We start from the raw sequence: 24,130 nt of genomic DNA, 5'->3' as shown, positions 1-24,130 counted from the left end.
GGGTATCAGGCGTCGACAAGCTCCGCGTCGTTGGCGCATGCCTGCTGATGGGCGGGGCGGTCGGCGATCCGGGCGAGCCAGGCGTCGATCGCCGCGCTCTCGGGGAAGGCGTGGCGCGCCCAGGCGATCGTCGAGCCGGCCATCACATCGACCGCCGTGAAGCGATCGCCCATCAGATAGGGACCGTTGGCGAGCGCGGTTTCGAGGCGCCGGATCACCTGCTGGTAGTTGCGCTCGGCGCGCGGATCGCCACCGCCGCCGCCATAGAGACGGCCGAAGATCACCGGCTCCATCTCGGTCGCCAGCCACATCAGCCAGGCGAGGAACGGACCGCGTTCCGCCGAGCCCTCGGGCGCGCCCAGGCCGGAATTCGCTGCGAGGTCGCTGACATAGACGGCGATGGCGTAGCTTTCGGAGATCACGACGCCGTCGTGAACGATCGCGGGCACGCGACCGTCCGGGTGGATATTGGCAGGATCGATGGCGCCGCGGCCGTCCATATGCTCGATCGTGACATAGCGCGTCTCGAACGGAAGGCCGCTCTCCTCCATCAGCCACATGGTGCGGCCCGAGCGGGTTTCGGGCGAGTGGTAGAAGGTGATCATGGCGGTGTCCTTTCAGGTTCCGGCCGGCGGGTGTCGCCGTCGTTGAAACCCTGCTACTGCCACCCTGCTGCCAACATGCTGTCAGTAGTGTGTCAGTAGGCCGCAAATTCGTCATTTCAAGCAGGACCCCGCCGATGCGCCGCGCCGACCGCCTCTTTCAGATCATCCAGCTGCTGCGGCGGCATAGCCGGCCGGTGACCGCCGATGCGATCGCCGAGGAGCTGGAGACGTCGAAACGCACGATCTATCGCGACATCGCCACGCTGATGGCGCAGCGCGTGCCGATCCGGGGAGAGGCGGGGATCGGCTATGTCCTCGACAGCGGGTTCGACCTGCCGCCGCTGATGCTGACCACCGACGAGGTGGAGGCGGCGGTGCTGGGCGCGCAATGGGTCAAGGCGCAGGGCGATCGCGTGCTGGCGCGCGCCGCCGAGGACCTGCTGGCCAAGCTGGCCGCGACCGTGCCCGAGAATCTGCGCGCCCTGATCCTGGAGCCCGTGGTCGCGACGCCGCCGCGCTGGAGCGAGCAGGTCGAGCCGATCGACATGACCCAGCTGCGCTTGTGGTGCCGGCGCGGGTTCAAGCTCGAGCTGAGTTATGGCGACGGCGAAGGGAAACGGTCCCGGCGCACCATCTGGCCGTTCCTGATCGGCTATCGCGACGCGGTGCGGATGGTCTTCGCATGGTGTGAGCTGCGTAACGACTTCCGCAGCTTCCGCATCGACCGGATCGAGGGGGCGGCGTTCCGGGAGGAGCGCTATCCGGATCGTCCCGCCGCACTGAAGAGTCGCTGGATCAAGACGCAGGAAGCGAAATATCGTTCCTAATTCGTTCCGCTGCTGCTAAGCGGGCGTCATGGCCAAGCTTCAGAAGCGTTATGTCTGTCAGCAATGCGGATCGGTGTCGTCCAAATGGGCGGGGCAATGCGCCGATTGCGGGGACTGGAACACGCTGGTGGAGGATGCCGGCGCAGTCGTGACACCGTTCCAGGCCAAGCACAATCTGCAGGGCGGCGGTCGGATGATCTCGATGTCCGGCCTCGACACCGATGTACCGTTGCCCGACCGGATGCCGACCGGCATCGCCGAGCTCGACCGCGCATTGGGCGGCGGTTTCGTCGAGGCGAGCGCCACGCTGATCGGCGGCGATCCGGGGATCGGCAAGTCCACCCTGCTGCTACAGGCGGCGGCGAAGATGGCGCTGGCCGGTCACGGAGTCGCTTATGTATCCGGCGAGGAGGCGGCCGATCAGGTGCGGCTGCGCGCGCGGCGGTTGGGGCTGGGCAATGCGCCGGTCCAGCTCGCCGCGGCAACCTCGGTGCGCGATATCCTGACGACGCTGGGCGGGACGGCGCCGCCGCGCCTCCTCATCATCGATTCGATCCAGACGATGCACAGCGATCTGATCGAAGGCGCGCCCGGTACGGTGAGCCAGGTGCGCGCATCCGCCCAGGAGCTGATTCGCTTTGCCAAGGAGCGCGGCACGGCGGTGGTGCTGGTCGGGCATGTCACCAAGGACGGCAGCCTCGCCGGGCCGCGCGTGCTCGAGCATATGGTCGACACCGTGCTGGCGTTCGAGGGCGAGCGCAGCCACCAGTATCGTATCCTGAGGGCGGTCAAGAACCGCTTCGGCGGCACCGACGAGATCGGGGTTTTCTCCATGCAGTCGGAGGGGCTGGCCGAGGTCGGCAATCCCTCCTCGCTGTTCCTTACCAGCCGTGACGAGAGCGTCACCGGGACGGTGGTATTTCCCGCGCTGGAGGGCACGCGCCCGGTGCTGGTCGAGATCCAGGCGCTGGTAGTGCGGCTGGCCTCCGGTGCGACGCCGCGGCGCGCCGTGGTCGGCTGGGACAGCGGGCGGCTGGCGATGATCCTCGCGGTACTCGAGGCGCGCTGCGGGCTCAGCTTCTCGACCAGCGAAGTCTATCTCAACATCGCCGGCGGCTATCGCGTGCAGGACCCGGCGGCGGATCTTGCCGTCGCGGCGGCGCTGGTTTCTGCGCTGTCCGAGCGCCCGGTCGCGCCGGATGCAGTGGTGTTCGGCGAGATCGCGCTGTCGGGCGAGGTGCGCCCGGTCGCGCATGGCGCGCTGCGGCTCAAGGAAGCGGGCAAGCTCGGCTTCACCCGCGCGCTCGTCCCCGCGGCGCAGGGCAAGGAGGGGGCTGTGGCGCTGACCGGGTTCAAGAGCCTGGGCGGGTTTGTCGAGCATATGCTCGGGCGCTGAGCTACTCCCAGTCGAGTGCGCCCATCTTCCATTCGTAGATCAGCCCGCAGCTGAGCACGAACAGGAAGATCATCATCCCGATCCAGGCTTCCCAGCCGACATCGAACACGCTGACCGCCCAGGGAAAGAGGAAGGCGGCTTCGAGGTCGAAGAGGATGAACAGGATCGCGACGAGGTAGAAGCGCACGTCGAATCCCTTGCGCGGCGCCTCGAACGCCGGGAAGCCGCACTCATATTCGGTGAGCTTTTCCGGCGTCGGCTGATGCGTGCCGGTGAAGCGCGAGGCGACGATGGGTGCCAGCACGAAGCCGAGCGACAGCAGTAGGGCGATGCCGAGGAACAGCAGGATCGGCAGCCATTCGATCAGCACAGGGGGCATCGGCACTCCTTGGATGAAGGGGTGCCGGGCCGTCCCGGGCTTGAGCCTGCATCGGAGCAGGGGAGGGCGTGGCCTCCTTGTCGGGCTGTGGGATCAGCTCTGCGACGAGAGCTTCATCAGCACCAGCCCGCCTACGATGAGTGCAGCCGCGACGATGCGCATCGGCGTCGCCTGTTCGCCGAGCACCGCGATGCCGACGACGAACGCGCCGACCGCGCCGATGCCGGTCCAGATGGTGTAGGCGGTGCCGAGCGGCAGCGACTTCATCGCCAGCGAGAGCAAGGCGAAGCTTGCGGCCATGGTGACGAGCGTGGCGATCGAGGGGCCGAGCTTGGTGAATCCGTCGGACTGTTTCATCAGAAACGCCCAGGCGATTTCGAGCAGGCCGGCAACGGTGAGATAGATCCAGGGCATGACAGCTTCCTTGACTAAAGCTGCCGGGCCGTCCCGGACTTGATGCCTGCGCGGTGCAGGGGAAGGACGTGGCCTTCGGGCGGTCAGATAGGACCGCCCGATGCCGGGGTCAAGATTCGGGTTCGTAGCGGAGCAGGTCGCCGGGCTGGCAGTCCAGCACCCGGCACATCGCCTCCAGCGTCGTGAAGCGGATCGCCTTGGCCTTGCCGGTCTTGAGGATCGAGGCATTGGCGAGGGTCAGATCGATCCGCTCGGCAAATTCGGTGAGGGTCATGCGGCGTTCGTGCAGCATCTCGTCGAGCATCACGTTGATCGCCATCACACCGTCCCCTCAAGATCGTCGCGCATCGCCGTGCCGCGGCGGAAGACGCGGGCGAGGACGAACAGCACGAGGGCGAGGAGCAGGCTGTCGAACGACAGCTCGAGGCCGCCGCCCTTCTCGCCGATCCGATCCATGATCATCGTGACGAGCGGAGCGAGGACGAACATGCAGCCCTGCAGGATGAGGGTCAGCCAGGCCATTTTCTCGAGCCGGTCGGCGTTCTCAGGCTGGAAGGGGTCACCCGTGCCGACCGTGGCGACCATGCGGCTGAGGTGCCGCAGGAAGAGGAAATAAAGTGCCATCATCACGCTGACCAGGGCCGCACCGGCAACGACCAGCCAGACCGTGCTGCCGTCGGAAAGTCGCGGCATCAGCTGCTGATCGGGAATCACCACCAGCGCGATCGCCACGCCGGCGGCCAGGGCGATCCCGATGCCGAGAACGACCATGCCGATCCGCAGGATGAGTTGGGTGACCGTGAGCAGCGGGTCGCTGCGTGGAACATTGTTCATTATCGACCTCCGATATGTTTGATATCGAATATCGATATTTTCCTGCGATCCGCAGGTCAAGGGGATTTATTGAAAAACGATATGTCCCGCTTTCACACGCTTCGCTTCACCGGCGGGCGGCGGGTGCCGATCGCGGCGAACACCCCTGCTCCGGCGATCACCGCCATGCCGGTGAGGCCCCATTGGTCGGGGATATGCCCGAACACCAGCCAGCCGAGCAGCGCGGCCCACAGCAACTGGGCATAGTTGGCCGGTGCAAGCAGCGAGGCGGGCGCGTGGCGATAGGCAGCGGTGAAGAGGAAGTGGCCGAGCCCGCCATACAGGCCGGTGCTGATCAGCAGCAGCATCTCGAACAGCCCGGGCTGCGGCCCGCCGATGAACCAGGGGGCGGCGATGCCATAGACGATCGTCCCCACCAGCGCGGAGTAGAAGAGCAGCGCGATCGTGCTTTCGCTCGCGGTCAGCACGCGCGAAAGCAACTGATAGGCGGTGGTGGTCGTCATCGCCAGCAATGCCCAGAACACCCCCGCCGGATCGAGCCCGCTGCCCGGACGGGCGATCAGAAGGATCCCGACGAACCCGGTCGCCGCGGCGATATAGCCGCTGCGGCTCACCCGCTCGCCGAGCAGCGGGCCGGAGGCGAGGATCACCATGATCGGTGCGACGAAGATGATCGACATCGTCTCCGCGACCGGCATGCGTTGGAGCGCGAGGCCCGCGGCGAGCGTGCCGAGCGCCAGCGCGCAGGCGCGGACGAGGACGAGGCCGGTTCGCCGGGTCCGGGCGATCTCGCGGCCGTGGAAGGGGGTGAGCAGGGCCGTCATCAGCACGAGGTTCACGGCGTAGCGCACCGCGGCGATCAGCGGCACGGGATAGGATGCGGCGAGATATTTGATCGTCGTATCCATGCACGCGAACAGCACCAGCCCCGCCATGAACAGCGTCAAGCCGCGGACTGTGTGATTGGTGTGCATGGCGGCGGGATCGGGCATCAAGCGGCGCGTAACCTAAATCTGGGGTTCGACAAGTCACATCCCGGCGGTAAGAGCGGGAACGGGCAAAGGAATTGGGCGTATCAATGGGACTGACCGCGATCGATATCATCGTGCTGATCGCCGTGGGCGGCGCGGCGGTGCTGGGGGTGATGCGCGGCTTCGTCACCGAAGTGCTGTCGCTGATGGCGTGGCTGCTGGTGGTGGTGGCGCTCAAGTTCCTCCACACCCCGCTTGCGGAGGCGCTGGCCGGGCCGGTCGGTACGGTGCAGGGCGCGGCGGTTCTGGCCTTCGCGCTGATCGCCGGCATCACCTTCTTCGGCGGGCGGCTGATCGCCAATGCGATCGGGTCGCGTACCCGCAGCGGGCTGCTCGGGCCGGTCGATCGCGCGCTCGGCTTCGGCTTCGGCGCGGTCAAGGGACTGATCCTGGTGAGCCTCGGCTTCCTGCTCGTTACGCTGGCGGTGGATACGGTCGGCGGCGGACCTTCGGAGCGACCCGACTGGATGACCCAGTCGCGGACCTACCCGCTGCTCAACGCGACCAGCGCGAGCATTGCCGAGTTCGTCGACAAGCGCCGCCGCGGCGAGCCTGTGTTCGGTGAGGAGGAGGGCAATCAGAGCCTTGCGAACCGGGCCGGGCACGATACATCGGGCGAATGAACGCGCCGCTCTACAACACACAGATTCTGCGGCTCGCGGCGTCGATCCCCTTTCATGAGCGGCTGGCCGATCCGATGGCCAGCGTCGAGAAGCGCTCGCCCGTCTGCGGAAGCCGCGTGGCGGTCGATGTGGATCTGGATGGCGAGGGCAGGGTCGCGGCGATCGGGATGACCGTCCGCGCCTGCGCGCTGGGCCAGGCCTCGGCGTCGCTGATGGGCGCGCACGCCGTGGGGCGGACGCTGGACGAACTGGAAACCGCGCGCGACGAACTGACCGCATGGCTGGCCGGGGAGCGCGATGCGCCGCCCGCATGGCCGGGGCTGGAGATCTTTGCGCCCGCGCTGCCGCACAGCGCGCGTCATCCTTCGATCCGCCTGGGATTCGAGGCGGTGGCCGAGGCCGCGCGCACTGCGGCGAAGGTAGGCGTCTGATGGAACACGAGGCCGCCGCCGCACACACCTATATCGCCGAGTACGCGCCGCTGTTCGGCTTTGCGCTGGTGTTCGTGCTGATCTTCCGCCGCATGGGGCTGGGCGCCACGCTGGGCTACCTCGTCGCGGGCGCCCTGGTCGGCCCGCAACTGCTCAATCTGGTCGGCGAAGCCGAGACCAAGATGGGCATCGCCGAATTCGGTATCGCCCTGCTGCTGTTCCTCGTCGGGCTCGAGCTGAGCCCCGCGCGGCTGTGGCGGATGAAGCAGGACATTTTCGGGTTCGGTCTGCTTCAGGTGGTGCTGTGCGGCCTTGTCATCAGCGCGGTGGTTGCGCTGGGCGCGGGCTTCTCGCCCGAGGCGGCGCTGGCGCTCGGCCTGCCGCTGGCGCTCTCCTCGACCGCGCAGGTGCTGCCGATGCTGCAATCGGCGGGGCGGATGCGCACCCCGTTCGGCGAGCGTGCCTTCTCGATCCTGCTGTTCCAGGATCTGTCGATCGTCCCGCTGATCACGATCATCGCGGTGATGAGCCGCAATCCGGCCGATGCGGGCGGCCCGCCGGGCTGGTTGCTGGGGCTCTACACCGTCCTGGCGATCACCGGCCTGGTGCTTGCGGGGCGCTATGTGCTGCGGCCGCTGTTCCGGCTGATCGGCAATTGGGGCGAGCGCGAGCTGTTCGTCTTCGCCGGCTTGTTCACCGTGGTGGCGAGCGCGGCGCTGATGCAGTCGCTGGGGCTCTCGACCGCACTCGGCGCCTTCGTCGCGGGCGTGATGCTCGCCGACAGCCCGTACCGGCACGAGCTGGAGGCGGATATCGAGCCGTTCCGTTCGATCCTGCTCGGCCTGTTCTTCCTGTCGGTCGGGATGCTGCTCGACCTGTCCGCGATCGCCGACCGCCCGCTGTTCGTGATCGCGATGGCGCTGGCCCTGATCGCGACCAAGGCGGTGGTCATCACCGGCCTTGGCCTCGCCTTCCGCATGGGCTGGCGGCAGGCGCTGGCGCTCGGCCTGCTGCTCAGCCAGGGCGGCGAGTTCGCCTTCGTGCTGTTCGCACAGGCGCAGGGCGCGCAGCTGATCGCGCCCGAGGCGGTGAGCATCTTCAGTGCCGTCGTCACGCTGTCGATGGCCACCACGCCGTTCCTGATGATGTTCACCCGCCGCTTCCGCACCGAGGAAACCGGTCCGCAGGGTGAACGCGAGGGGCCAGTGGCGGACGGATCGAACGCGCTCATCATCGGCTATGGCCGTTTCGGCCAGACGGTCGGCCAGATGCTCAACGCACAGGGCATCGCGGTCACGCTGATCGACACCGATATCGAGATGATCGACATCGCCGGCCAGTTCGGCGCCAAGGTCTATTATGGCGACGGCACCCGGCTCGACATGCTCCGTCAGGCGGGGGCGGGCGACGCCGAGCTGATCCTGTTCTGCCTCGACGGCGATCAGGTGAGCGCCGAGCTGGTCGAGGCGGTCCACGAAGCCTTCCCCAACGCATCGATCTTCGTCCGTGCCTATGACCGGCGCGCGTTGCTGAAGCTCAAGGGCGGGTCCGCGACCGGGATCGTGCGCGAGGTTCTCGAATCCGCGATCGTCATGGCGCGCCGCGCGATGGACGCGGTTGGCGTGGACGCGCAGGAGATCGACCGCACCGAGGACCTCTATCGCCGCCGCGACCGCGAGCGGCTGCGCATCCAGCACGAGGCGGGCGACATCCGCGCCGCGCGCGAGGCGATCATCGGCAACCCCGAGCTCGACTGGCGTGCCGGGCGCGAGAAGCCCGAGCCGCTCGAGCCCAAGACAGAGAATGATTGCGGATGAACTGGCTGGTGATCCTCGCGGCGCTTTCGGGCGCTATCGCGGTCGGGGCGGGCGCGTTCGGTGCGCATGGCGCGTCGGGCGAAGCGCAGGAGTGGCTCAAGACCGGCGGGCAGTATCAGCTGATCCACGCGGTGGCGGCGCTGGTCGCGGCGCAGATGGGCGCGAAGGGGCCGGGCTGGCTCTTCGTTGCGGGCGGTGCCCTGTTCGCGGTGACGCTCTATGCGATGGCGCTGGGCGGCCCGCGCTGGCTCGGCGCGATCACCCCGATCGGCGGAACCGCGTTGATTGTCGGGTGGTTATGGCTCGCATGGAGCGCGACACGCTGACGGTTCAGGGGGGCGAATGCAGCGGGGGCTGACCGGGATTGCAATCATATCGCTCGCGCCGCTCGCGGCGTGCACCGATCAGGCGTCCAACCCCGCGCCGCCGCGCCTGATCGAGCCGCTGGTCCTCAAGGAACAGGCCTCCACGATCCGCATCCCCGTGGCGATCCCGCTCAGCGAGCTGGAGAAGGCGATCAATGACGAGGTGCCGCAAGTACTCGAGCGGATCGACGAGCCGCAACAGGCGTGCATCAAGACCAAGAGCAAGCTGCTGCCCGATATCAGCTGCCGTCTGGTCGGCAATGTCCGCCGCGGGCATATCCGGCTGACCGGATCGGGCAATGTCCTTCGCCTGACGATGCCGGTCAGTGCCACGGTGCGCGCGGAGAATATCGGCAAGATCATCAAGCGCGAGACCGCGACCGGGGCGATGAACGTCACGGCGCGGGTGACGCTGGGGCTGAGCCGCGACTGGCGGCCCCGCGCCAAGGTCGACGCGGACTATAACTGGACCAACAAGATCGGGATCGACTTTCTCGGCCGCCGGATCACCTTCGCGTCCAAGGTCGATCCCAAGCTGCGCCAGATTCTCTCGGGCCTCGAGCGCACGTTGCCGCGCCATCTCGACAAGGTGCAGGCCCGATCGCAGGTCCAGCGCATCTGGGCCAAGGGCTTCACCTCGGTCCGGGTCAAGACCGATCCGCAGATCTGGGCGCGCTTCACGCCCGAGCGCGTGGGATTCTCGGGCTATTCGGTGCAGGGCGGCAACCTCGTTGTGGGCTTTGCCGGGCAGGCCAAGACCGAAACGGTGCTGGGCGAGCGCCCCGCCGATCCGCCGGTGACGCCGCTGCCCAACCTGATGGGCGATTTGCCGGGACGCGGGATCAACGTCCATGTGCCGGTGCTGGTGCTCTACAACCTGCTCGAGCGCGCGGCGCTTGAGGAGTTGCAGAAGCCCGAGTTTCGCGCGGTGGAGCTGAAGGGCGGGATCCAGGCGACCGCCGACTATCACCGCGTCACCATCTATGGCACGCCGCAGGGCCAGGTGGCGGTCGGCATCGACATGACGCTGAAGGCCGGGGCGGTGACGACCAAGGGGACCGTCTGGTTCGTCGCCAGGCCGGTGGTCGATATCGAGAAGCGCGTCGTCGGCATCCGCGACCTGATCGTGGCGGGCGATACCGACAGCAAGGCGTTCAACCTGTTGCTTCAGGTGGTCAACCAGACCGCGCTGCGCGACCGGATGATCGGCGCGATCCGCTACGATTTCACCAAGGACTATGACGATGGCCTCGCCAAGGCCGATGCCTGGCTGGCCGAACAGCCGTTCGAGGGGTTCGTGTTCAAGGGCGATATGGGCGAAGCGCATATCCGCAGCGTCCGGGTCGCGCCCGAAGGCTTTCTGGTGGAGGCGGACGCTACGGCAACCGCGGCGATGACCCATAACCCGCGCCGCGCCGCACAGCTTGTCGCCGAGCGGCGGGCGAAGAAGGCCGCGAAGGAGCGGGCAAAGGCGCTGGAGGCGGCGAAGGCGGCGCGATAGGCTGTCGATTGTAGAGCGGTTGCTCTGTTTGGAGTGCCGTGCATTAACTGGCCCGTTCGTGTCGAGCGAAGTCGAGACACCATGAACAGCGCGTGCGGCATGTCCCTCGACTTCGCTCGGGACGAACGGCTTGAAGGATTGAAGCCATGTCCAGCATCCGCCCGATCGTCCAGCTCGACACGCATGAGGTGCTGAACCAGCCGCCCCCGTTCGAGGAGGTGAACCTGTTCACCGGCGACCGCGCGCTGGCCGACGCCGTGGCGCGGGCGGGCGGCGCGCGGCATCGCGAACGGCTCACATCCCTCGGCGCGCGCTGCGGCTCGGCCGAGGTGATCGACTGGGGCGTCGAGGCCAATCGCAACATCCCGGTGCTGGAGAGCTACGACCGCTTTGGTCAGCGGATCGACGAGGTGCGCTTTCATCCCGCCTATCACCAACTGATGCGGTTGGGGCTGGACAGCGGGCTGGCTTCGGTGGCGTGGGATGGCACGCCGGCCGGCCATGTCGCGCATGCCGCGATCCTGTTCCTGACCGGACAGGCGGATTCGGGAACGAGCTGCCCGATGACGATGACCTATGCCGCGGTCCCGGCATTGCGTGCCGATGAGGGCGTTGCCGGCGAATGGGTACCGCGGATCACGGCCGGCCTGTACGATCCCGCCTCGCGCCCCGCCGCCGAGAAGGCCGGGGTGACGATCGGCATGGCGATGACCGAGAAGCAGGGCGGGTCGGACGTCCGCGCCAATACCACCCGCGCCGAACCGGCGGGCGAGGCGGGCTGGTACAGCCTCACCGGGCACAAATGGTTCTGTTCGGCGCCGATGTGCGACGCATTCCTGACGCTCGCCTATGCGCAGGGCGGATTGACCTGCTTCCTCGTCCCGCGCTGGCTCCCCGATGGAACACGCAATGCGGGCTTTCGGGTGATGCGGCTCAAGGACAAGCTGGGCGATCGCTCCAATGCCTCGTCCGAGATCGAATATCACGGCGCGCTCGCGCAGCGGCTGGGCGAGGAGGGTCGCGGCGTCGCGACGATCATCCAGATGGTGCAGCATACGCGGCTCGATTGCGTGATCGGATCGGCGCAGCAGATGCGCGGGGCGCTCGCCCAGGCGCTGTGGCACACCGCACATCGCTCGGCCTTCCAGCGCCGCTTGATCGACCAGCCCGCCATGGCGGCGGTGCTCGCCGACCTCGCGGTTGAGAGCGAGGCGGCGACCGTGCTCGGACTGCGGCTGGCACAGGCGTTCGACGAAGCCGATCCGGTCGCGCGGCTGCTCACCCCGATCGCCAAATACTGGGTGTGCAAGCGTGCGCCAGGCCTCGTCTATGAGGCGATGGAGTGCCATGGCGGCGGCGGCTATATCGAGGCGGGGCCGATGCCGCGGCTGTTTCGCCAGTCGCCGCTCAACGCGATCTGGGAAGGGTCGGGCAATGTCATCGCGCTCGACCTGCTCCGCGCGATCGGCCGCGAGCCCGGGGGCGTCGAAGCGCTCAACGGTTTCCTCGCGGCGCAGCGCGGGCGCGACGCCGCCTATGACGCGTGGATCGGCGTGATCGACCTCAAATCGGCGCATGAGGGCAATGCCCGGCTCTGCGTCGAGCAACTCGCGCTCGCGGCGCAGGCGGCGGTCCTGCTCGGCTGGGACAGCCCGGGGGCAGACGCGTTCTGCCGGCTGCGGCTCAGCCCGCGCGGCAGCGCCTATGGCGCCTTCGACGCCGTCGTCGACACGCGCGCCCTGATCGAGCGCGCGATGCCGGTGGCCTGATCAGCTTCAGCCCAGGATCCGCGTCACCGCGACGACCGTCACCGGATGGTATCCGGGCTTCGCCTTGTCGAAGATGCGCTGCGCGATCGGCATCCCCCAGTCGCCCTGCGCCTTGAGCCCGCGATAGAGCGGCGTCACCAGCAAATTGCGGCCGACGCGCGTCAGATACTCCTCCAGCGCCGGAACGATCGGATCGTACCGGTTGGCGATGGCGAGGTCGAACCAAGCCGACTGGATGTACGCGTTGGTCGATCTGGTAAGGCCCAGCGCGTCGTCCAGCTCCCTGAGCCGCGCGGCACTTTGCTGGCGCGGCAGGCCGTCGAGCAGCCGCTTCCATTGCTGGGTCTGCCAGCCTTCGGTCTTGATCGCGCTGGCCGGGCCGCCGGCGTTGAACGCCGCGAGCATCGCGTCGACCTGAGCCAGCGTCGCCGATTTCACATGCACGGCATTGGACGGGATGCCCGGCTCGAACACCCAGCGGTCGAGCTGGAGCTTCGCCTCCAGCGCCTTGTCGCCCTTGATCAGCTGCTTGCGCAGGTCCGCAAGAAACCCGGCGCTGGTCTGCGGCTGGAAGGCGTAACGATCGAAATAACCCTTGAGATACACGTCCCACTTCGCGCGGCCGACGGTGTACTCGATCGTGCGGAGGAAGGCGCTGCCCTTGAGGTAGTCGAGCTGCCCGGCGCCGTCGCCCGGATCGCCGTGCAGCCGCGTGCTCTTGGCGGTCTCGCCGCCGGCATTCTTCACGTCGCGGACCATGCCGGCATAATCGAGGTCGGAATAGATCGCCGCGCGCTCCTTGCCGTAGAGCGACTCCATGATCCGGTTCTCGAAATAGGTGGTGAACCCCTCGTTCAGCCAGCCGTCGGCCCAGGTCGCGTTGGTGACGAGGTTGCCCGACCAGCTGTGCGCCAGCTCGTGCGCGACGACATCGGTGTTCGACCGGTCGCCGGTCAGCAGCGTCGGGGTGAGGAAGGTGAGATTGGGGTTCTCCATGCCCCCGTAGGGGAAGGAGGGCGGCAGGACGAGCATGTCGTAGCGGCCCCAGCGATAGGGGCCGTAGAGCGCCTGCGCGGCGTCTATCATCTTCTCGACATCGCCGAATTCGGCGACCGCGGCATCGAGCATCCCCGGCTCCGACCACACGCCCGATCGCGGGCCGATCGGCTTGAACTTGAGGTCGCCCGCCGCGATCGCGATCAGATAGGGCGGGACCGGGTTGTCCATCACGAAGCGGAAGGCGCGCTTGCCGCCTGCCACCGGGATCCCCGCCGGGGTTTCGGCACGCGCGCTCATCACCGCGATCAGCCCTTCGGGTACGCGCACCGTCGCGCGCCAGGTCTGGCGGATGCCCGGGCTGTCCTGGGTCGGGATCCAGCTGCGGTTGTTGATCGCCTGTCCCTGGCTGAAGAGGAAAGGCTTGGCCTTGCCCAGCGTCTGTTCGGGGGTAAGCCATTGCAGCGCGCTGGCGTTGGGGCCGGAGCGATAGTCGATCCGGATCTTCTTCGCGCCGTTGAGCTGAATGGTCAGCGCACTGCCGTTCGGACCGATCGCATGGGGCAGCTTGTTGCCCTTTTCATCGGTGATCGCCGCGATCTTCAGATCGACCGCATCAAGCACGATCTCCTTCGCACCCTTTGCCGCCAGCACATTGAGGGTCGCGGTGCCGCCGATCGTCCTGCTGTCGAAATCGACGTCGAGGTCGAGGTCGACATGCGTCACCCGCGCCTCGGCGGGCCTGGCGTTGGTCAGGACGTCCCTTGCCTCCGGCGTCGTCAGGATCGGCGCGACCTTCTGCGCAAGGGCGGGGGAGGCGGCGGTGGCGAGCAGCAGGGCTGCGAGAGCAAGGTTACGCATGGACGGTGTTGCTAGGCCGGGTTGGTATCGATCGCAACCGTCCAGACTGGCGTGTCGGGGATGGTGGCGATAGGCTCGCGCTCATGCAGCACGTCATCCAGCACGCCGCCCAGCAATCCATCCAGCCGGTCGGCGAGCAGCTTCGCCACTGGCGCGCGCGACGGCGCCTCAGCCAGCTCGACCTCGCGATGGAGGCGGGCATCTCGCAGCGGCATCTGAGCTTCGTCGAAAGCGGACGCTCGCGGCCGGGGCGCGACATGGTGCTGCTGCTCGCCGAAAGCCTCGAACTGCCGCTGCGCGAGCGCAACCGGCTGCTGCTCGGCGCCGGTCATGCCCCGCATTTCGCCGAACATGCGCTGGAGGATGACGCGATGGCCGATGTCCGCGAGGCGATGATGCTGATCCTCAAGGGGCATGAGCCGTTCCCGGCGCTGGTCGTGGATCGCGCGTGGAACCTCGTCGCGCATAACGATGCGCTGGGGCCGCTGCTCGCCGGGGTCGCGCCCTGGCTGCTCGCGCGGCCGTGCAACGTGCTCAAGCTCAGCCTGCATCGCGAGGGACTGGGCCCGCGCATCGTCAATTATGGCGAGTGGCGCGCGCATATCCTCGCGCGGCTGCGGCACGAGGCGAAGGCGACGGGCGATGCGACGATCGAAGCCGTGCTGGCCGAGCTGGAAGCGATGCCCTCGCTCGAACAGCGCCGCCAGCCGCCGGTGGTGGCCGCCAGCCCCGTGGTCCCGCTCAGGTTGCGCACCGATCAGGGCGAACTCTCCTTCATCTCAACCACCACCGTCTTCGGCACGCCGCAGAATGTGACGCTCGCCGAACTGGCGATCGAGGCCTTCTATCCTGCCGACGCGGCAACCCGGGCAGCGCTCGGGCGCTGACACTATCCGGCCGCTCATGCGTTCTGCTCCGGTAAGGAGAGTTGCGATGAGCGATACGATCGAAACCGCGCATCCGATGATCGCATCGGATCGTGTGGAGGGAACTGCGGTGTTCAACCGCGCCGGCGAACGGCTCGGCCGGGTCGAACGCTTCATGGTCGATAAGGTCTCGGGACACGCCCAGTATGCGGTGATGTCGTTCGGCGGCCTGTTCGGGATTGGGCACCGCCACTATCCGCTGCCATGGAAGGCGCTCGACTTCGATCCGGAGAAAGGCGGCTATGTCGTTGATCTGACCAAGGAGCAGGTCGAGGGCGCGCCGGGCTATGATGCAGAGGGCGAGGAGCCGAAATACGACCGCGCCTATCAGGAGCAGGTCTATACCTATTACGGCTTCCCCTACATCTAGTCGGCCTTGGGCAAACGCCAGCGGCCGGTCTCCATCCAGCGGAGCAGCGGCTTGAGCGGCAGGATCCAGACGATCCCTGTAAAGACGTAAAAGACAAGCTGGACGAGCACCGGCCACTGGCCGACGCTAGCGGAAAGGCTGGCGACGCCGACGCACCAGACCAGGATCAGCGCGACGATCGCAAAGGCGCCAACGGGTTTGCGCCAAGAGGGGGTATGGGGGGTCACGCTGCGGCCTCTCCGAACGCCGCCGCCTCGGTGACGACGCCGTGGAGCGGCATGTCCCACGGGTCGGTCGCGAGCGCCGCGACCTGCTGCACCGACCAGGCGATCCCAATCCGCCATGCACCGGGCAGGCGTTCGAATACGCGGTCGTAGTGGCCCGCGCCTTGTCCCAGTCGGTTGAGCGCCGCATCGAACGCAAGCAGCGGGGCCAGCACGATGTCGGGATCGACCTCGGGCGCGTCGGTCGAGGGTTGGCGCAGGCCGAGCGGACCGTCGATCAGCGGCTGATCCGGATGCCATTCGAAGAAGCGCACCGGCGATTCGCGACTGGTGACATGAGGAAGCACGATCGCGCAGCCGCGTTCGCGCGCGGCAAACGCGATCGCGCTGGGATCGGCCTCGCTGCCGATCGGGACATAGCTGGAAAGGGTGGCACCCGGTGCGAAGCGGGCAAGAAGGGCGGGGGACGGCACGATCACCCCGCCGATGGTCATCGCGAATTCGTCGCGCAGCGCGCGCATCCGGGCGCGAAGGGTGGGTTTATCATCCATCGCGGAAGTCCGAATGCGTCAAAACTCGTGTGGCGGGACCACCATGGGCCGTTGGCTGTGATATCCACTGACGCCCAAAACGTCAGGTGGGGACCATATGCTTCAGGCCTGGACCTGGGCAGGGACAGCCCCCTTGGATGATGAATAGCCTCAGGGATGATCGTAAGCTCGTACCGGGCAGAACCCGCCACGCGCCGATGTAGGGAATCTAGCCGCGATCCTCAAGTGCCGCCGCAACCGATTCGAGGCGCGCGGCGAGCGTGTCGAGCAGCACCGGGGATACGCCGCCCGGCGGATTGCGTTCGGCCTCGTCGAGCAGATCGGCGAGGATCAGCGCGATGAACAGCATCGTACGTTCGCCCGACATGCCGCCCGAGGCGGCGAGTGCGGTCTCGGCATGTTTGTTGAGCATCCGCTCCAGCCGCTCCAGATGCACCTCTTCGCCATCGCGGCAGGCGATGGTGTGACTGCGGCCGGCAACGGTAAGGGTGATCTGGCCCACTATTCGGCCGCCTGCTTCTCGATCAGCGCGTCGAGCGCTTCGATCGCGTCCTCGATCTTCTCGCGCAGAATCGTGTGACGGCGCTGAAGCGCGTCCGCGTCGAACGCGCGCTTAGCCGCCGCAGCCTCGATCCGAACGAGTGCGCGCTCGATCCTCCCGAGCGCCGGGGATGCCGCCTCCGCCATAATGGGTGGATAGGGTCGCTTTAGGCCACCTGCAACCCCTCGGTGTTGACCTCCGCGCCCGCTCGCCCCATTGGCACGCCACATTCGATTCGCCGGGTCAGGCGGGATGCGGGCCCGGCATCAGGGGACTCGCCGTGACCGTTTCGTTCAGTGATCGCGCCAACGCCATCCGCGCGCTCGCGATGGATGCCATCGAGGCAGCAAATTCCGGCCATCCGGGCATGCCGATGGGCATGGCCGATGTCGCCACCGTGTTGTTCAGCGACTATCTGAAATACGATCCCACCGATCCCAAATGGGCCGATCGCGACCGTTTCGTGCTGTCGGCGGGCCATGGCTCGATGCTGATCTACGCGCTGCTCAACCTCGCCGGCTACGCCCAGCCGACGATCGAGGATATTGCGAACTTCCGCCAGGTCGGCAGCCCGTGCGCCGGTCACCCCGAGAATTTCGAGCTTCCCGGCGTCGAGTGCACCACCGGTCCGCTGGGCCAGGGCCTTGCCATGGCGGTAGGCATGGCTATCGCGGAGCGGCACCTCAACGCCGGGTTCGGCGACGATCTTGTCGACCACCGTACCTGGGTTGTCGCGGGCGATGGCTGCCTGATGGAAGGCATCAACCACGAGGCGATCGGTCTTGCCGGGCATCTCAAGCTCGGCCGCCTGATCGTGCTGTGGGACGACAACAAGATCACGATCGATGGCGCGGTGGAACTGTCGTCGAACGAGGATATCCCCGCGCGCTATGCCGCGACCGGCTGGCACGTCGTCGAGTGCGACGGGCACGATCCGGCGAGCATCAAGGCGGCGTTCGATGCCGCGCTGGCCGATGGCCGCCCGTCGCTCGTCCGCTGCAAGACGATCATCGGCAAGGGCGCCCCCAACAAGCAGGGCACTTCGGCCACCCACGGCGCGGCGCTTGGCGCCGAGGAAGTCGCCGCCGCGCGTGTCGAACTGGGCTGGGACTATCCGCCCTTCGTCGTGCCGGATGAGATCCGCGCCGCCTGGCTCGCCGCGGGCAAGCGCGGGGCGGAGCCTCATGCTGCGTGGCAGGATCGCCTCGCAAGTCATTCTGATCGCCACGAGTTCACGCGGCGGATGGCGGGCGACCTGCCCAATGGCTTCGCGCTCGACGCCTATATCGAAAGCCTGTTGGCCGACCCCAAGAAGGTCGCGACGCGCACCGCCAGCCAGATGGCGCTCGACGTGATCAACGCCGCACTGCCCGAGACGATCGGCGGCTCGGCCGACCTCACCCCGTCGAACAACACCCTGACCAAGGGACTGCAGGATTTCACCGCGCAGAACCGCGCGGGCCGCTATGTCCGCTATGGCATTCGCGAGTTCGGCATGGCTGCGGCGATGAACGGGATGGCGCTGCACGGCGGCGTGCTGCCCTATGGCGGCACCTTCCTGGTCTTTTCCGACTATGCCCGCCCGGCGATCCGCCTGTCGGCGCTGCAGAACGCCCGCGTCGTCTATGTGATGACGCACGATTCGATCGGGCTTGGCGAAGACGGTCCGACTCATCAGCCGGTCGAGCATGTCATGTCGCTGCGCCTGATCCCGAACCTCGAGGTGTGGCGCCCGTGCGACGTGGTCGAGACCGCCGAGGCGTGGGGCGCCGCGGTCGCGCGCAAGGACGGCCCCTCGCTGCTCGCCCTGTCGCGCCAGAATCTGCCCCAGCTCAGCTCGGGCGGCGCAGCGAACGGCGGCTACCGCCTCCAGGCCGCGCAGGCCGAGCGCAAGGTGGTGCTGATCGCCACGGGTTCGGAAGTCGAGATCGCAGTCGCGGTTCGCGCCGAGCTGGAAGGGCAGGGGATCGGCGCCGACGTCGTCTCGCTGCCCTGCTGGTCGCGTTTCGACGCGCAGGACGCGGCCTATCATGCCGATCTGCTGCCCGAAGGCGTGCTGCGCGTCTCGATCGAGGCGGGCACGACGATCGGCTGGGAACGCTATACCGGCATCCACGGGCTGCGCTTCGGCATCGACCGCTTCGGCGCGTCGGGCCCCGGGCCCAAGCTCTACGACCATTTCGGGCTGACCGCTGCCGCGATCACACCCCAGATTCTTGCACGACTCTAAGGCTTTAGGAGGACATTGATGACGAAAGTTGCGATCAACGGATTCGGACGTATCGGCCGGCTGGTGGCGCGCGCCATCCTCGAGCGGCCTGAGAGTGGTCTCGAGCTGGTGACGATCAACGACCTCGCCGACGCCAAGTCGAACGCATGGCTGTTCAGCCGCGACAGCGTGCACGGCAAATATCCGGGCACGGTCGAGGCGGATGGCGACGACATCGTCGTCGACGGCAAGCGCATTCGCGTGACCAAGGAGCGCGATCCCGCCAATCTGCCCCATGGCGAGCAGGGCATCGATCTGGTGCTGGAGTGCACCGGCTTCTTCACCGACCGCGAGAGCTGCCAGAAGCACATCGATGCCGGCGCCAAGAAGGTGCTGATCTCGGCCCCGGGCAAGAATGTCGACCTGACCGTCGTCTATGGGGTCAACCACGACAAGCTGACCGCCGACATGACGATCGTCTCGAACGCGTCGTGCACCACCAACTGCCTCGCGCCGGTGGCCAAGGTGCTGAACGATACGGTGGGCATCGAGCGTGGCCTGATGACCACGATCCATGCCTATACCAACGACCAGAAGATCCTCGACCAGATCCACCCGGACATGCGCCGCGCACGCGCTGCGGCGATGAGCATGATCCCGACCACCACCGGCGCCGCGCGTGCCGTTGGCGAAGTGCTGCCAGAGCTCAAGGGCAAGCTCGACGGTTCGTCGGTGCGCGTACCCGTTCCCGATGGCTCGCTCATCGACCTGACCTTCACCCCGAAGCGCGACACCAGCGTCGAGGAAGTGAATTCGATCCTCAAGGCGGCGTCGGAAAGCGGACCGCTCAAGGGCGTGCTCTACTACTCCGACGAGCCGCTGGTTTCGATCGACATCGTCCACACCCCGGCCTCGTCGACCATCGACAGCCTCGAGACCGCGGTGATCGACGGCAAGCTCGTCCGCGTCGTCAGCTGGTACGATAACGAGTGGGGCTTCTCGAACCGCATGGTCGACACCGCGTCGACGATGGCGAAGCTCGGATAATGGGCCGGATCGCCGGCATCGCCCGCCACGCGTTCGCCAAGGCGCCGATCGAGACGATCGATCGCGCCGCAGTGACGCTGGAGGGCGGCATTGCCGGCGATTTCCGCGGCGCGATGAAGGGCAAGCCCTACAAGCGCCAGGTCTCGCTGATCGAGGCGGGCGATTGGGCAGCGGCGATGGCCGAGGTGGGGCGCGACCTCCCCTGGGAACAGCGTCGCGCCAATCTGCTGGTCGAGGGGTTCGACCTGCCGCAGGTCGCGGGTACAAGGCTGCGTATCGGCGCCGATGTGGTGCTTGAGGTGACGGTCGAGACCGATCCGTGCGAGCGGATGAACGCGCTGGCTGACGGGCTGCGCGACGCGCTGACGCCGGACTGGCGCGGCGGCATATGTACGATGGTGATCGCCCCCGGCGACATCGCGGTGGGCGACGAGATCAGGATCGAAGAATGAGCGAGCGAGCTTTCAAGACGCTGGACGATATGGGCGACGTCACCGGCAAGCGCGTGCTGGTCCGTGAGGATCTGAACGTGCCGATGGCCGATGGCCATGTCACTGACGACACCCGCCTGCGCGCCGCGGTGCCCACGGTGAGCGAACTCGCCGACAAGGGGGCGATCGTCCTCGTCCTTGCCCATTTCGGCCGTCCCAAGACGCCGAGCCCTGAGCTTTCGACCGCGCAGCTCGTCCGCCCGTTCAGCCAGGTGCTGGGTCGTCCGGTCCGTTACATCGACTGGGAAGGCGACATCGAATCGACCGCGACGCTCCAGCCCGGCGACATCGCGGTGCTGGAGAATACCCGCTTCTTCGGCGGCGAGGAGAAGAACGATCCCAAGGTGATCGACCGCTTCGCTGCGTTGGGCGACTTCTACGTCAACGACGCCTTTTCCGCCGCACACCGCGCGCACGCCTCGACCGAGGGGCTGGCGCACCGCCTCCCGGCGTTCGCCGGCCGCCAGATGGAGGCCGAGCTCGACGCGCTCGACAAGGCGCTTGGTAACCCCGAGCACCCGGTCGCGGCGGTGGTCGGCGGCGCCAAGGTCTCGACCAAGCTCGACGTGCTCAAGCATCTGGTCGGCCAGGTCGATCACCTGATCATCGGCGGTGGCATGGCCAACACCTTCCTCGCCGCGCGCGGGGTGAATGTCGGCAAGTCGCTGTGCGAGCATGACCTGACAGGCACCGCGGAAGAGATCTTCGACGCGGCCGAGAAGGCCAATTGCACCATCCATCTCCCGTACGACGTGGTCGTCTCGAAGGAGTTCGCCGCCAACCCGCCCAGCTTGCGCACCTGCAACGTGCACGAGGTCGCCGAGGACGAGATGATCCTCGACGTCGGCCCGGCGGCGAGCGAGGCGCTGGCCGACGTGCTCAAGAACTGCCGCACGCTGGTCTGGAATGGCCCGCTCGGCGCGTTCGAGACCAAGCCGTTCGACACCGCGACGATGGCACTCGCCCACACGGTTGCGGCGCTGACCAAGGAAGGCTCGCTCGTGTCCGTCGCGGGTGGCGGCGACACCGTCGCCGCGCTCAACCAGGCCGGCGTGTCGAGCGAGATGACCTTCGTCTCCACCGCGGGCGGCGCTTTCCTCGAATGGATGGAAGGCAAGGCGCTCCCCGGGGTGGCTGCGCTGCATGGCTGATCCGGTTTCCGGCGCAGGTGAGCCGCGCGTTCGCGCGCTGTTTGCCACGCCGGTGATCGCTGAAATATGGCAGGAAGCGCCGCGATGGAACGCCGCGCTCAAGGCTGCGATCCTCGCCCGCAGCGGTCAGGATCGCGGCGTCAGCAAATCCAATCTCCATGGCTGGCAATCAGGGACCGACCTTGACCGCTGGGGCGGTGAGGCGGCGTTGGCGCTGCGAGACCATGCCCTTGAGCGCGCGCGCGAATTCGCGGTCGACGCATTTGCCGGTACGCGCGAGATCGCCTGGATCGCGGAGATGTGGGCGAACGTGTCCAGGCGCGGCGCGGCGAACCAGACCCACGCGCACCCTGGCAGCTTCTGGTCGATGGTCTATTATGTCGATGACGGCTATGCCGGGTCGCACGACAAGCTACTGGGCGGCGAGCTGTCGTTCCTCGATCCGCGGTTTCCAATGGTGCGGATGGCCGCACCAGACTTGCGTTATCGCCGCGACGATGGGTCGGTCGACAATCAGGAGGTGTGGATGCGCCCGCGCGCGGGGCTGGTCGTGATGTTCCCGTCCTGGCTGATGCATTCGGTGCGTCCCTATGCCGGGCAGGGGACGCGCATTTCGATCGCGATCAATATTCTGGCGCGCGACGCATGACCGCGCCGGCTGTCCAGTATTTCTTCGAAACCCCGCTGATCGCGCAGACGCTTCCCGCGTTTGACGTCGACGCGGCGACCGCCGCCGCGCTGGCCCTCGCGGAACGTTATTCCGTTGATGTCAGCCAGCCTGCGACGCCGCGTTTCACCTGGACGGCGGAAGCGCGTGTCGCAACGATCGCTCCCGGCGAAACCGAGCGGCTCGTCACGTCGCCCGGGAATTTCTGGGTTGCCGCCTGCTGCATCGATCCGGGTGACGGCGCGGGCGGGCTGATGATCGAGGACCCCCGGATCGCGACCGTCGCTGCGGGGGTGCACGGGCTGGACGTCATCGCGGGATCACCCGTCACGACCGTTGCGCCCGCAACCGGCGAAATGACCCTGTTTTAGGCGTTCGTGCGGCATGGCGTGACCAATCCCGGGCGTCTTGCCCAGCGCTGGATACTGATCGCGCTTCGCCCGAAGCCGATCTGATCACGCCGATCGATCGGTTGGGAGCCGCCTCGCTTCCGCTGGCTACCGTTGTCAGGCTTTTCACCCGCGTGCCGCACTGCAATAGGCCGGGTTGCTACAAACGACTCAACGAAGTCGCGGCACCAAAAAAGCCGAAAGCTGGAGACTAGCCACAATGAATTTCACCGGGATGACCGCGAAGATCGCGGAAGGAAACGGTTTTATCGCCGCGCTCGACCAGAGCGGCGGTTCGACGCCCAAGGCGCTCAAGGGATATGGCATCGAGGAAGATGCCTATTCGGGCGACGAGGAGATGTTCGACCTGATCCACGCGATGCGCAGCCGCATCATCACTTCGCCCAGCTTCAATGGTGACAAGGTGATCGGCGCGATCCTGTTCGAACGCACGATGGACGGCCAGGTCGATGGCGAGCCGACTCCCCAGGCGCTGATCGAACGCGGCGTCGTCCCCTTCATCAAGATCGACAAGGGGCTGGAGGCTGAGGAAAACGGCGTCCAGTTGATGAAGCCGATGCCCGAGCTCGATGCGCTGCTCGCCCGCGCCAAGGGGCTGGGGGTGTTCGGGACCAAGGAGCGCTCGGTCGTCAACCTTGCCAACGCCCAGGGCATCGCCGCGATCGTCGCACAGCAGTTCGAAGTGGGCCGTCAGGTGCTCGCCGCCGGCCTCATGCCGATCCTCGAGCCCGAGGTGAACATCAAGTCGCCCGAGCGTGCGCAGGCCGACGCGATCCTGCGTGACGAGATCCTCAAGCACCTCGACGCGATGACCGGCGACGACAAGGTGATGCTCAAGCTGTCGATCCCGGCGCAGCCCGGCCTGTTCGACGCGCTGGTCGATCATCCGCGCGTGCTGCGCGTCGTCGCGCTCTCGGGCGGGTTCAAGCGACCCGAGGCGTGCGCGGAACTGGCGAAGAATCGCGGCATGATCGCGAGCTTCAGCCGCGCGCTGCTCGAGGATCTGCGCCACGGCATGACCGACGCGGAATTCGACGCTTCGCTCGGCGCCGCGATCGACGAGATCCACGCGGCATCCACCGTCAAGGTGCCCGTCACCACCTGACGCCGCTTGCGGTGGTGTGGCAAGCCCGCGCGACGCCCGGCGTCGCGCGGGTGGCCGTGCGGCCCGGTGATCAGCGTGTCAGAGCCATCTGCGCGTTCTCGAACGGCAGCCCCTGATCGTCGAGTGGCCGGCGGCCGGTTTCGACGAAGCCGAGTGACCGGTAGAAGGCGCAGGCGCCTGCATTGGCGGTGTACACCTCCAGCCGGAGTTCCTCTCTCGACTCGATCGCGTGCTCGATCAGCGTGCGCCCGATGCCCGCGCCCTGATGGTGCGGAGAGACGAACAGGCCGCCGACGAAATCGTCCATCAGGCTGATGAAGCCCGCCGGTTCGCCGCGATGGACCGCGACCAGCGTCTCCGCCTGCGGAAGGTAGATCGTCTCGATCAGCACGCGCTGCTCGCGCAAGCGCGCTTCGCCGATGAACGGATGGGCGATCCGCGACGCGTCGAACCAGATGGCCGACAGGGCTTCCATATCCGCGGCGCGATAGCCGCGGATCGTCAGATCCGAATATGTCATGTTGATTTCCTGAAAACAGACTATGCGCAGCCACGGCGCCGGGAGGCACCGTGCAATCGCCGCTTCAAT

General features: G+C 67.1%; 29 protein-coding genes. 17 read left to right on the top strand and 12 right to left on the bottom strand.

Annotation, left to right across the window (positions count from 1 at the left end):
* Window positions 1–5 precede the first annotated feature (5 nt).
* On the bottom strand, window positions 6–605 hold the full coding sequence (locus BDW16_RS03720; RefSeq protein ID WP_066576151.1) for a glutathione S-transferase family protein: 600 nt from the start codon (window positions 603–605) through the stop codon (window positions 6–8).
* 134 nt (window positions 606–739) lie between these two features.
* Between BDW16_RS03720 and BDW16_RS03715 the strand changes: the two genes are divergently transcribed.
* Together BDW16_RS03715 and radA are read left to right on the top strand one after the other, a co-directional pair.
* Window positions 740–1,432: a helix-turn-helix transcriptional regulator gene (locus BDW16_RS03715; protein ID WP_066576148.1), complete on the top strand. Its 693-nt coding sequence runs from the start codon at window positions 740–742 to the stop codon at window positions 1,430–1,432.
* Window positions 1,433–1,460: 28 nt separating this feature from the next.
* Window positions 1,461–2,828: a DNA repair protein RadA gene (radA, locus tag BDW16_RS03710; RefSeq protein ID WP_066576144.1), complete on the top strand. Its 1,368-nt coding sequence runs from the start codon at window positions 1,461–1,463 to the stop codon at window positions 2,826–2,828.
* A gap of 1 nt (window position 2,829) precedes the next feature.
* On the opposite strand, the gene ndhC is transcribed toward radA, so the two are convergent.
* From ndhC to BDW16_RS03685, 5 genes are all read right to left on the bottom strand, one after another.
* The gene (ndhC, locus tag BDW16_RS03705) at window positions 2,830–3,207 is read right to left on the bottom strand and encodes an NADH-quinone oxidoreductase subunit A (RefSeq protein WP_066576134.1); all 378 of its coding nucleotides are present in this window, start codon (window positions 3,205–3,207) and stop codon (window positions 2,830–2,832) included.
* Between the two features lie 93 nt (window positions 3,208–3,300).
* Complete coding sequence (locus BDW16_RS03700) at window positions 3,301–3,621, bottom strand: DMT family transporter (protein ID WP_066576127.1); 321 nt, start codon at window positions 3,619–3,621, stop codon at window positions 3,301–3,303.
* 109 nt (window positions 3,622–3,730) lie between these two features.
* Window positions 3,731–3,940 (bottom strand): helix-turn-helix domain-containing protein, encoded by a 210-nt coding sequence (locus tag BDW16_RS03695; RefSeq protein WP_066576124.1) that lies wholly within the window; start codon window positions 3,938–3,940, stop codon window positions 3,731–3,733.
* On the bottom strand, window positions 3,940–4,455 hold the full coding sequence (locus BDW16_RS03690) for a DUF2975 domain-containing protein (protein WP_066576122.1): 516 nt from the start codon (window positions 4,453–4,455) through the stop codon (window positions 3,940–3,942). The genes BDW16_RS03695 and BDW16_RS03690 overlap by 1 nt, the downstream gene beginning before the upstream one ends.
* A gap of 92 nt (window positions 4,456–4,547) precedes the next feature.
* The gene (locus BDW16_RS03685; RefSeq protein ID WP_066576120.1) at window positions 4,548–5,447 is read right to left on the bottom strand and encodes a DMT family transporter; all 900 of its coding nucleotides are present in this window, start codon (window positions 5,445–5,447) and stop codon (window positions 4,548–4,550) included.
* Between the two features lie 86 nt (window positions 5,448–5,533).
* Between BDW16_RS03685 and BDW16_RS03680 the strand changes: the two genes are divergently transcribed.
* The 6 genes from BDW16_RS03680 (at window position 5,534) to BDW16_RS03655 (ending at window position 11,992) form a co-directional block, all read left to right on the top strand.
* Entirely contained in the window at window positions 5,534–6,109 is a 576-nt protein-coding gene (locus BDW16_RS03680) for a CvpA family protein (protein WP_066576118.1), read from the top strand.
* Window positions 6,106–6,540, top strand: a complete 435-nt coding sequence (locus tag BDW16_RS03675) for an iron-sulfur cluster assembly scaffold protein (RefSeq protein ID WP_066576116.1) — start codon at window positions 6,106–6,108, stop codon at window positions 6,538–6,540. The genes BDW16_RS03680 and BDW16_RS03675 overlap by 4 nt, the downstream gene beginning before the upstream one ends.
* Window positions 6,540–8,357 carry a cation:proton antiporter domain-containing protein gene (locus tag BDW16_RS03670; protein WP_066576114.1) on the top strand — a complete coding sequence of 606 codons (1,818 nt, stop codon included), beginning with the start codon at window positions 6,540–6,542 and terminating at the stop codon, window positions 8,355–8,357. Before BDW16_RS03675 ends, BDW16_RS03670 begins: the two co-directional genes overlap by 1 nt.
* On the top strand, window positions 8,354–8,683 hold the full coding sequence (locus BDW16_RS03665; RefSeq protein ID WP_066576113.1) for a DUF423 domain-containing protein: 330 nt from the start codon (window positions 8,354–8,356) through the stop codon (window positions 8,681–8,683). Before BDW16_RS03670 ends, BDW16_RS03665 begins: the two co-directional genes overlap by 4 nt.
* A 16-nt stretch (window positions 8,684–8,699) precedes the next feature.
* Complete coding sequence (locus BDW16_RS03660; protein ID WP_066576112.1) at window positions 8,700–10,223, top strand: DUF4403 family protein; 1,524 nt, start codon at window positions 8,700–8,702, stop codon at window positions 10,221–10,223.
* 146 nt (window positions 10,224–10,369) lie between these two features.
* On the top strand, window positions 10,370–11,992 hold the full coding sequence (locus tag BDW16_RS03655; protein WP_066576110.1) for an acyl-CoA dehydrogenase family protein: 1,623 nt from the start codon (window positions 10,370–10,372) through the stop codon (window positions 11,990–11,992).
* A gap of 6 nt (window positions 11,993–11,998) precedes the next feature.
* Here the strand turns inward: BDW16_RS03655 and BDW16_RS03650 are convergent, their stop codons facing one another.
* Entirely contained in the window at window positions 11,999–13,849 is a 1,851-nt protein-coding gene (locus tag BDW16_RS03650; protein WP_066576107.1) for a M1 family metallopeptidase, read from the bottom strand.
* Window positions 13,850–13,932: 83 nt separating this feature from the next.
* Here BDW16_RS03650 and BDW16_RS03645 point away from each other — a divergent pair, with 83 nt between their 5' ends.
* Entirely contained in the window at window positions 13,933–14,736 is an 804-nt protein-coding gene (locus BDW16_RS03645; protein ID WP_066576103.1) for a helix-turn-helix domain-containing protein, read from the top strand.
* Between the two features lie 46 nt (window positions 14,737–14,782).
* A complete protein-coding gene (locus tag BDW16_RS03640; protein ID WP_066576096.1) occupies window positions 14,783–15,145 on the top strand; it encodes a PRC-barrel domain-containing protein in 363 nt (120 codons plus the stop codon).
* Here BDW16_RS03640 and BDW16_RS03635 read toward each other — a convergent pair.
* From BDW16_RS03635 to BDW16_RS03620, 4 genes are all read right to left on the bottom strand, one after another.
* Window positions 15,142–15,372: a DUF2842 domain-containing protein gene (locus tag BDW16_RS03635; RefSeq protein ID WP_066576093.1), complete on the bottom strand. Its 231-nt coding sequence runs from the start codon at window positions 15,370–15,372 to the stop codon at window positions 15,142–15,144. The two genes, BDW16_RS03640 and BDW16_RS03635, sit on opposite strands and share 4 nt — an antisense overlap.
* Complete coding sequence (locus BDW16_RS03630) at window positions 15,369–15,920, bottom strand: 5-formyltetrahydrofolate cyclo-ligase (protein WP_066576086.1); 552 nt, start codon at window positions 15,918–15,920, stop codon at window positions 15,369–15,371. The genes BDW16_RS03635 and BDW16_RS03630 overlap by 4 nt, the downstream gene beginning before the upstream one ends.
* 208 nt (window positions 15,921–16,128) lie before the next feature.
* Window positions 16,129–16,422, bottom strand: a complete 294-nt coding sequence (locus tag BDW16_RS03625) for a cell division protein ZapA (RefSeq protein ID WP_066576083.1) — start codon at window positions 16,420–16,422, stop codon at window positions 16,129–16,131.
* On the bottom strand, window positions 16,422–16,607 hold the full coding sequence (locus BDW16_RS03620) for a hypothetical protein (protein ID WP_066576080.1): 186 nt from the start codon (window positions 16,605–16,607) through the stop codon (window positions 16,422–16,424). Before BDW16_RS03620 ends, BDW16_RS03625 begins: the two co-directional genes overlap by 1 nt.
* Before the next feature lie 134 nt (window positions 16,608–16,741).
* Here BDW16_RS03620 and tkt point away from each other — a divergent pair, with 134 nt between their 5' ends.
* The 7 genes from tkt (at window position 16,742) to BDW16_RS03585 (ending at window position 23,541) form a co-directional block, all read left to right on the top strand.
* Window positions 16,742–18,691: a transketolase gene (gene tkt, locus BDW16_RS03615; protein WP_066576077.1), complete on the top strand. Its 1,950-nt coding sequence runs from the start codon at window positions 16,742–16,744 to the stop codon at window positions 18,689–18,691.
* Window positions 18,692–18,706: 15 nt separating this feature from the next.
* Window positions 18,707–19,717 (top strand): type I glyceraldehyde-3-phosphate dehydrogenase, encoded by a 1,011-nt coding sequence (gene gap / locus BDW16_RS03610; protein WP_100362701.1) that lies wholly within the window; start codon window positions 18,707–18,709, stop codon window positions 19,715–19,717.
* Complete coding sequence (locus BDW16_RS03605; protein WP_066576071.1) at window positions 19,717–20,169, top strand: MOSC domain-containing protein; 453 nt, start codon at window positions 19,717–19,719, stop codon at window positions 20,167–20,169. Before gap ends, BDW16_RS03605 begins: the two co-directional genes overlap by 1 nt.
* Window positions 20,166–21,359 (top strand): phosphoglycerate kinase, encoded by a 1,194-nt coding sequence (locus tag BDW16_RS03600; protein WP_066576069.1) that lies wholly within the window; start codon window positions 20,166–20,168, stop codon window positions 21,357–21,359. The genes BDW16_RS03605 and BDW16_RS03600 overlap by 4 nt, the downstream gene beginning before the upstream one ends.
* Window positions 21,352–22,008, top strand: a complete 657-nt coding sequence (locus BDW16_RS03595) for a 2OG-Fe(II) oxygenase family protein (RefSeq protein WP_066576068.1) — start codon at window positions 21,352–21,354, stop codon at window positions 22,006–22,008. The genes BDW16_RS03600 and BDW16_RS03595 overlap by 8 nt, the downstream gene beginning before the upstream one ends.
* Window positions 22,005–22,397, top strand: coding sequence for a hypothetical protein (locus BDW16_RS03590; protein WP_066576066.1), 393 nt, complete (start codon window positions 22,005–22,007; stop codon window positions 22,395–22,397). Before BDW16_RS03595 ends, BDW16_RS03590 begins: the two co-directional genes overlap by 4 nt.
* Before the next feature lie 238 nt (window positions 22,398–22,635).
* Window positions 22,636–23,541 (top strand): fructose bisphosphate aldolase, encoded by a 906-nt coding sequence (locus tag BDW16_RS03585; RefSeq protein ID WP_066576064.1) that lies wholly within the window; start codon window positions 22,636–22,638, stop codon window positions 23,539–23,541.
* Window positions 23,542–23,611: 70 nt separating this feature from the next.
* On the opposite strand, the gene BDW16_RS03580 is transcribed toward BDW16_RS03585, so the two are convergent.
* Complete coding sequence (locus BDW16_RS03580; protein WP_066576063.1) at window positions 23,612–24,061, bottom strand: GNAT family N-acetyltransferase; 450 nt, start codon at window positions 24,059–24,061, stop codon at window positions 23,612–23,614.
* Window positions 24,062–24,130: the final 69 nt, after the last annotated feature.

The organism is Sphingomonas koreensis (assembly GCF_002797435.1).
Taxonomy (GTDB): Bacteria; Pseudomonadota; Alphaproteobacteria; order Sphingomonadales; family Sphingomonadaceae; genus Sphingomonas; species Sphingomonas koreensis.
Note: the sequence above shows the minus strand (reverse complement) of the source record. Positions and strands in the feature narration are given on the sequence as shown.

Excerpts from the sequence above, each read along its gene's own strand:
- BDW16_RS03720 (WP_066576151.1), bottom strand. The coding sequence starts at position 605 with ATGATCACCTTCTACCACTCGCCCGAAACCCGCTCGGGCCGCACCATG.
- BDW16_RS03715 (WP_066576148.1), top strand. The coding sequence starts at position 740 with ATGCGCCGCGCCGACCGCCTCTTTCAGATCATCCAGCTGCTGCGGCGG.
- radA (WP_066576144.1), top strand. The coding sequence starts at position 1,461 with ATGGCCAAGCTTCAGAAGCGTTATGTCTGTCAGCAATGCGGATCGGTG.
- ndhC (WP_066576134.1), bottom strand. The coding sequence starts at position 3,207 with ATGCCCCCTGTGCTGATCGAATGGCTGCCGATCCTGCTGTTCCTCGGC.
- BDW16_RS03700 (WP_066576127.1), bottom strand. The coding sequence starts at position 3,621 with ATGCCCTGGATCTATCTCACCGTTGCCGGCCTGCTCGAAATCGCCTGG.
- BDW16_RS03695 (WP_066576124.1), bottom strand. The coding sequence starts at position 3,940 with ATGGCGATCAACGTGATGCTCGACGAGATGCTGCACGAACGCCGCATG.
- BDW16_RS03690 (WP_066576122.1), bottom strand. The coding sequence starts at position 4,455 with ATGAACAATGTTCCACGCAGCGACCCGCTGCTCACGGTCACCCAACTC.
- BDW16_RS03685 (WP_066576120.1), bottom strand. The coding sequence starts at position 5,447 with ATGCCCGATCCCGCCGCCATGCACACCAATCACACAGTCCGCGGCTTG.
- BDW16_RS03680 (WP_066576118.1), top strand. The coding sequence starts at position 5,534 with ATGGGACTGACCGCGATCGATATCATCGTGCTGATCGCCGTGGGCGGC.
- BDW16_RS03675 (WP_066576116.1), top strand. The coding sequence starts at position 6,106 with ATGAACGCGCCGCTCTACAACACACAGATTCTGCGGCTCGCGGCGTCG.
- BDW16_RS03670 (WP_066576114.1), top strand. The coding sequence starts at position 6,540 with ATGGAACACGAGGCCGCCGCCGCACACACCTATATCGCCGAGTACGCG.
- BDW16_RS03665 (WP_066576113.1), top strand. The coding sequence starts at position 8,354 with ATGAACTGGCTGGTGATCCTCGCGGCGCTTTCGGGCGCTATCGCGGTC.
- BDW16_RS03660 (WP_066576112.1), top strand. The coding sequence starts at position 8,700 with ATGCAGCGGGGGCTGACCGGGATTGCAATCATATCGCTCGCGCCGCTC.
- BDW16_RS03655 (WP_066576110.1), top strand. The coding sequence starts at position 10,370 with ATGTCCAGCATCCGCCCGATCGTCCAGCTCGACACGCATGAGGTGCTG.
- BDW16_RS03650 (WP_066576107.1), bottom strand. The coding sequence starts at position 13,849 with ATGCGTAACCTTGCTCTCGCAGCCCTGCTGCTCGCCACCGCCGCCTCC.
- BDW16_RS03645 (WP_066576103.1), top strand. The coding sequence starts at position 13,933 with ATGCAGCACGTCATCCAGCACGCCGCCCAGCAATCCATCCAGCCGGTC.
- BDW16_RS03640 (WP_066576096.1), top strand. The coding sequence starts at position 14,783 with ATGAGCGATACGATCGAAACCGCGCATCCGATGATCGCATCGGATCGT.
- BDW16_RS03630 (WP_066576086.1), bottom strand. The coding sequence starts at position 15,920 with ATGGATGATAAACCCACCCTTCGCGCCCGGATGCGCGCGCTGCGCGAC.
- BDW16_RS03620 (WP_066576080.1), bottom strand. The coding sequence starts at position 16,607 with ATGGCGGAGGCGGCATCCCCGGCGCTCGGGAGGATCGAGCGCGCACTC.
- BDW16_RS03605 (WP_066576071.1), top strand. The coding sequence starts at position 19,717 with ATGGGCCGGATCGCCGGCATCGCCCGCCACGCGTTCGCCAAGGCGCCG.
- BDW16_RS03600 (WP_066576069.1), top strand. The coding sequence starts at position 20,166 with ATGAGCGAGCGAGCTTTCAAGACGCTGGACGATATGGGCGACGTCACC.
- BDW16_RS03595 (WP_066576068.1), top strand. The coding sequence starts at position 21,352 with ATGGCTGATCCGGTTTCCGGCGCAGGTGAGCCGCGCGTTCGCGCGCTG.
- BDW16_RS03590 (WP_066576066.1), top strand. The coding sequence starts at position 22,005 with ATGACCGCGCCGGCTGTCCAGTATTTCTTCGAAACCCCGCTGATCGCG.
- BDW16_RS03585 (WP_066576064.1), top strand. The coding sequence starts at position 22,636 with ATGAATTTCACCGGGATGACCGCGAAGATCGCGGAAGGAAACGGTTTT.
- BDW16_RS03580 (WP_066576063.1), bottom strand. The coding sequence starts at position 24,061 with ATGACATATTCGGATCTGACGATCCGCGGCTATCGCGCCGCGGATATG.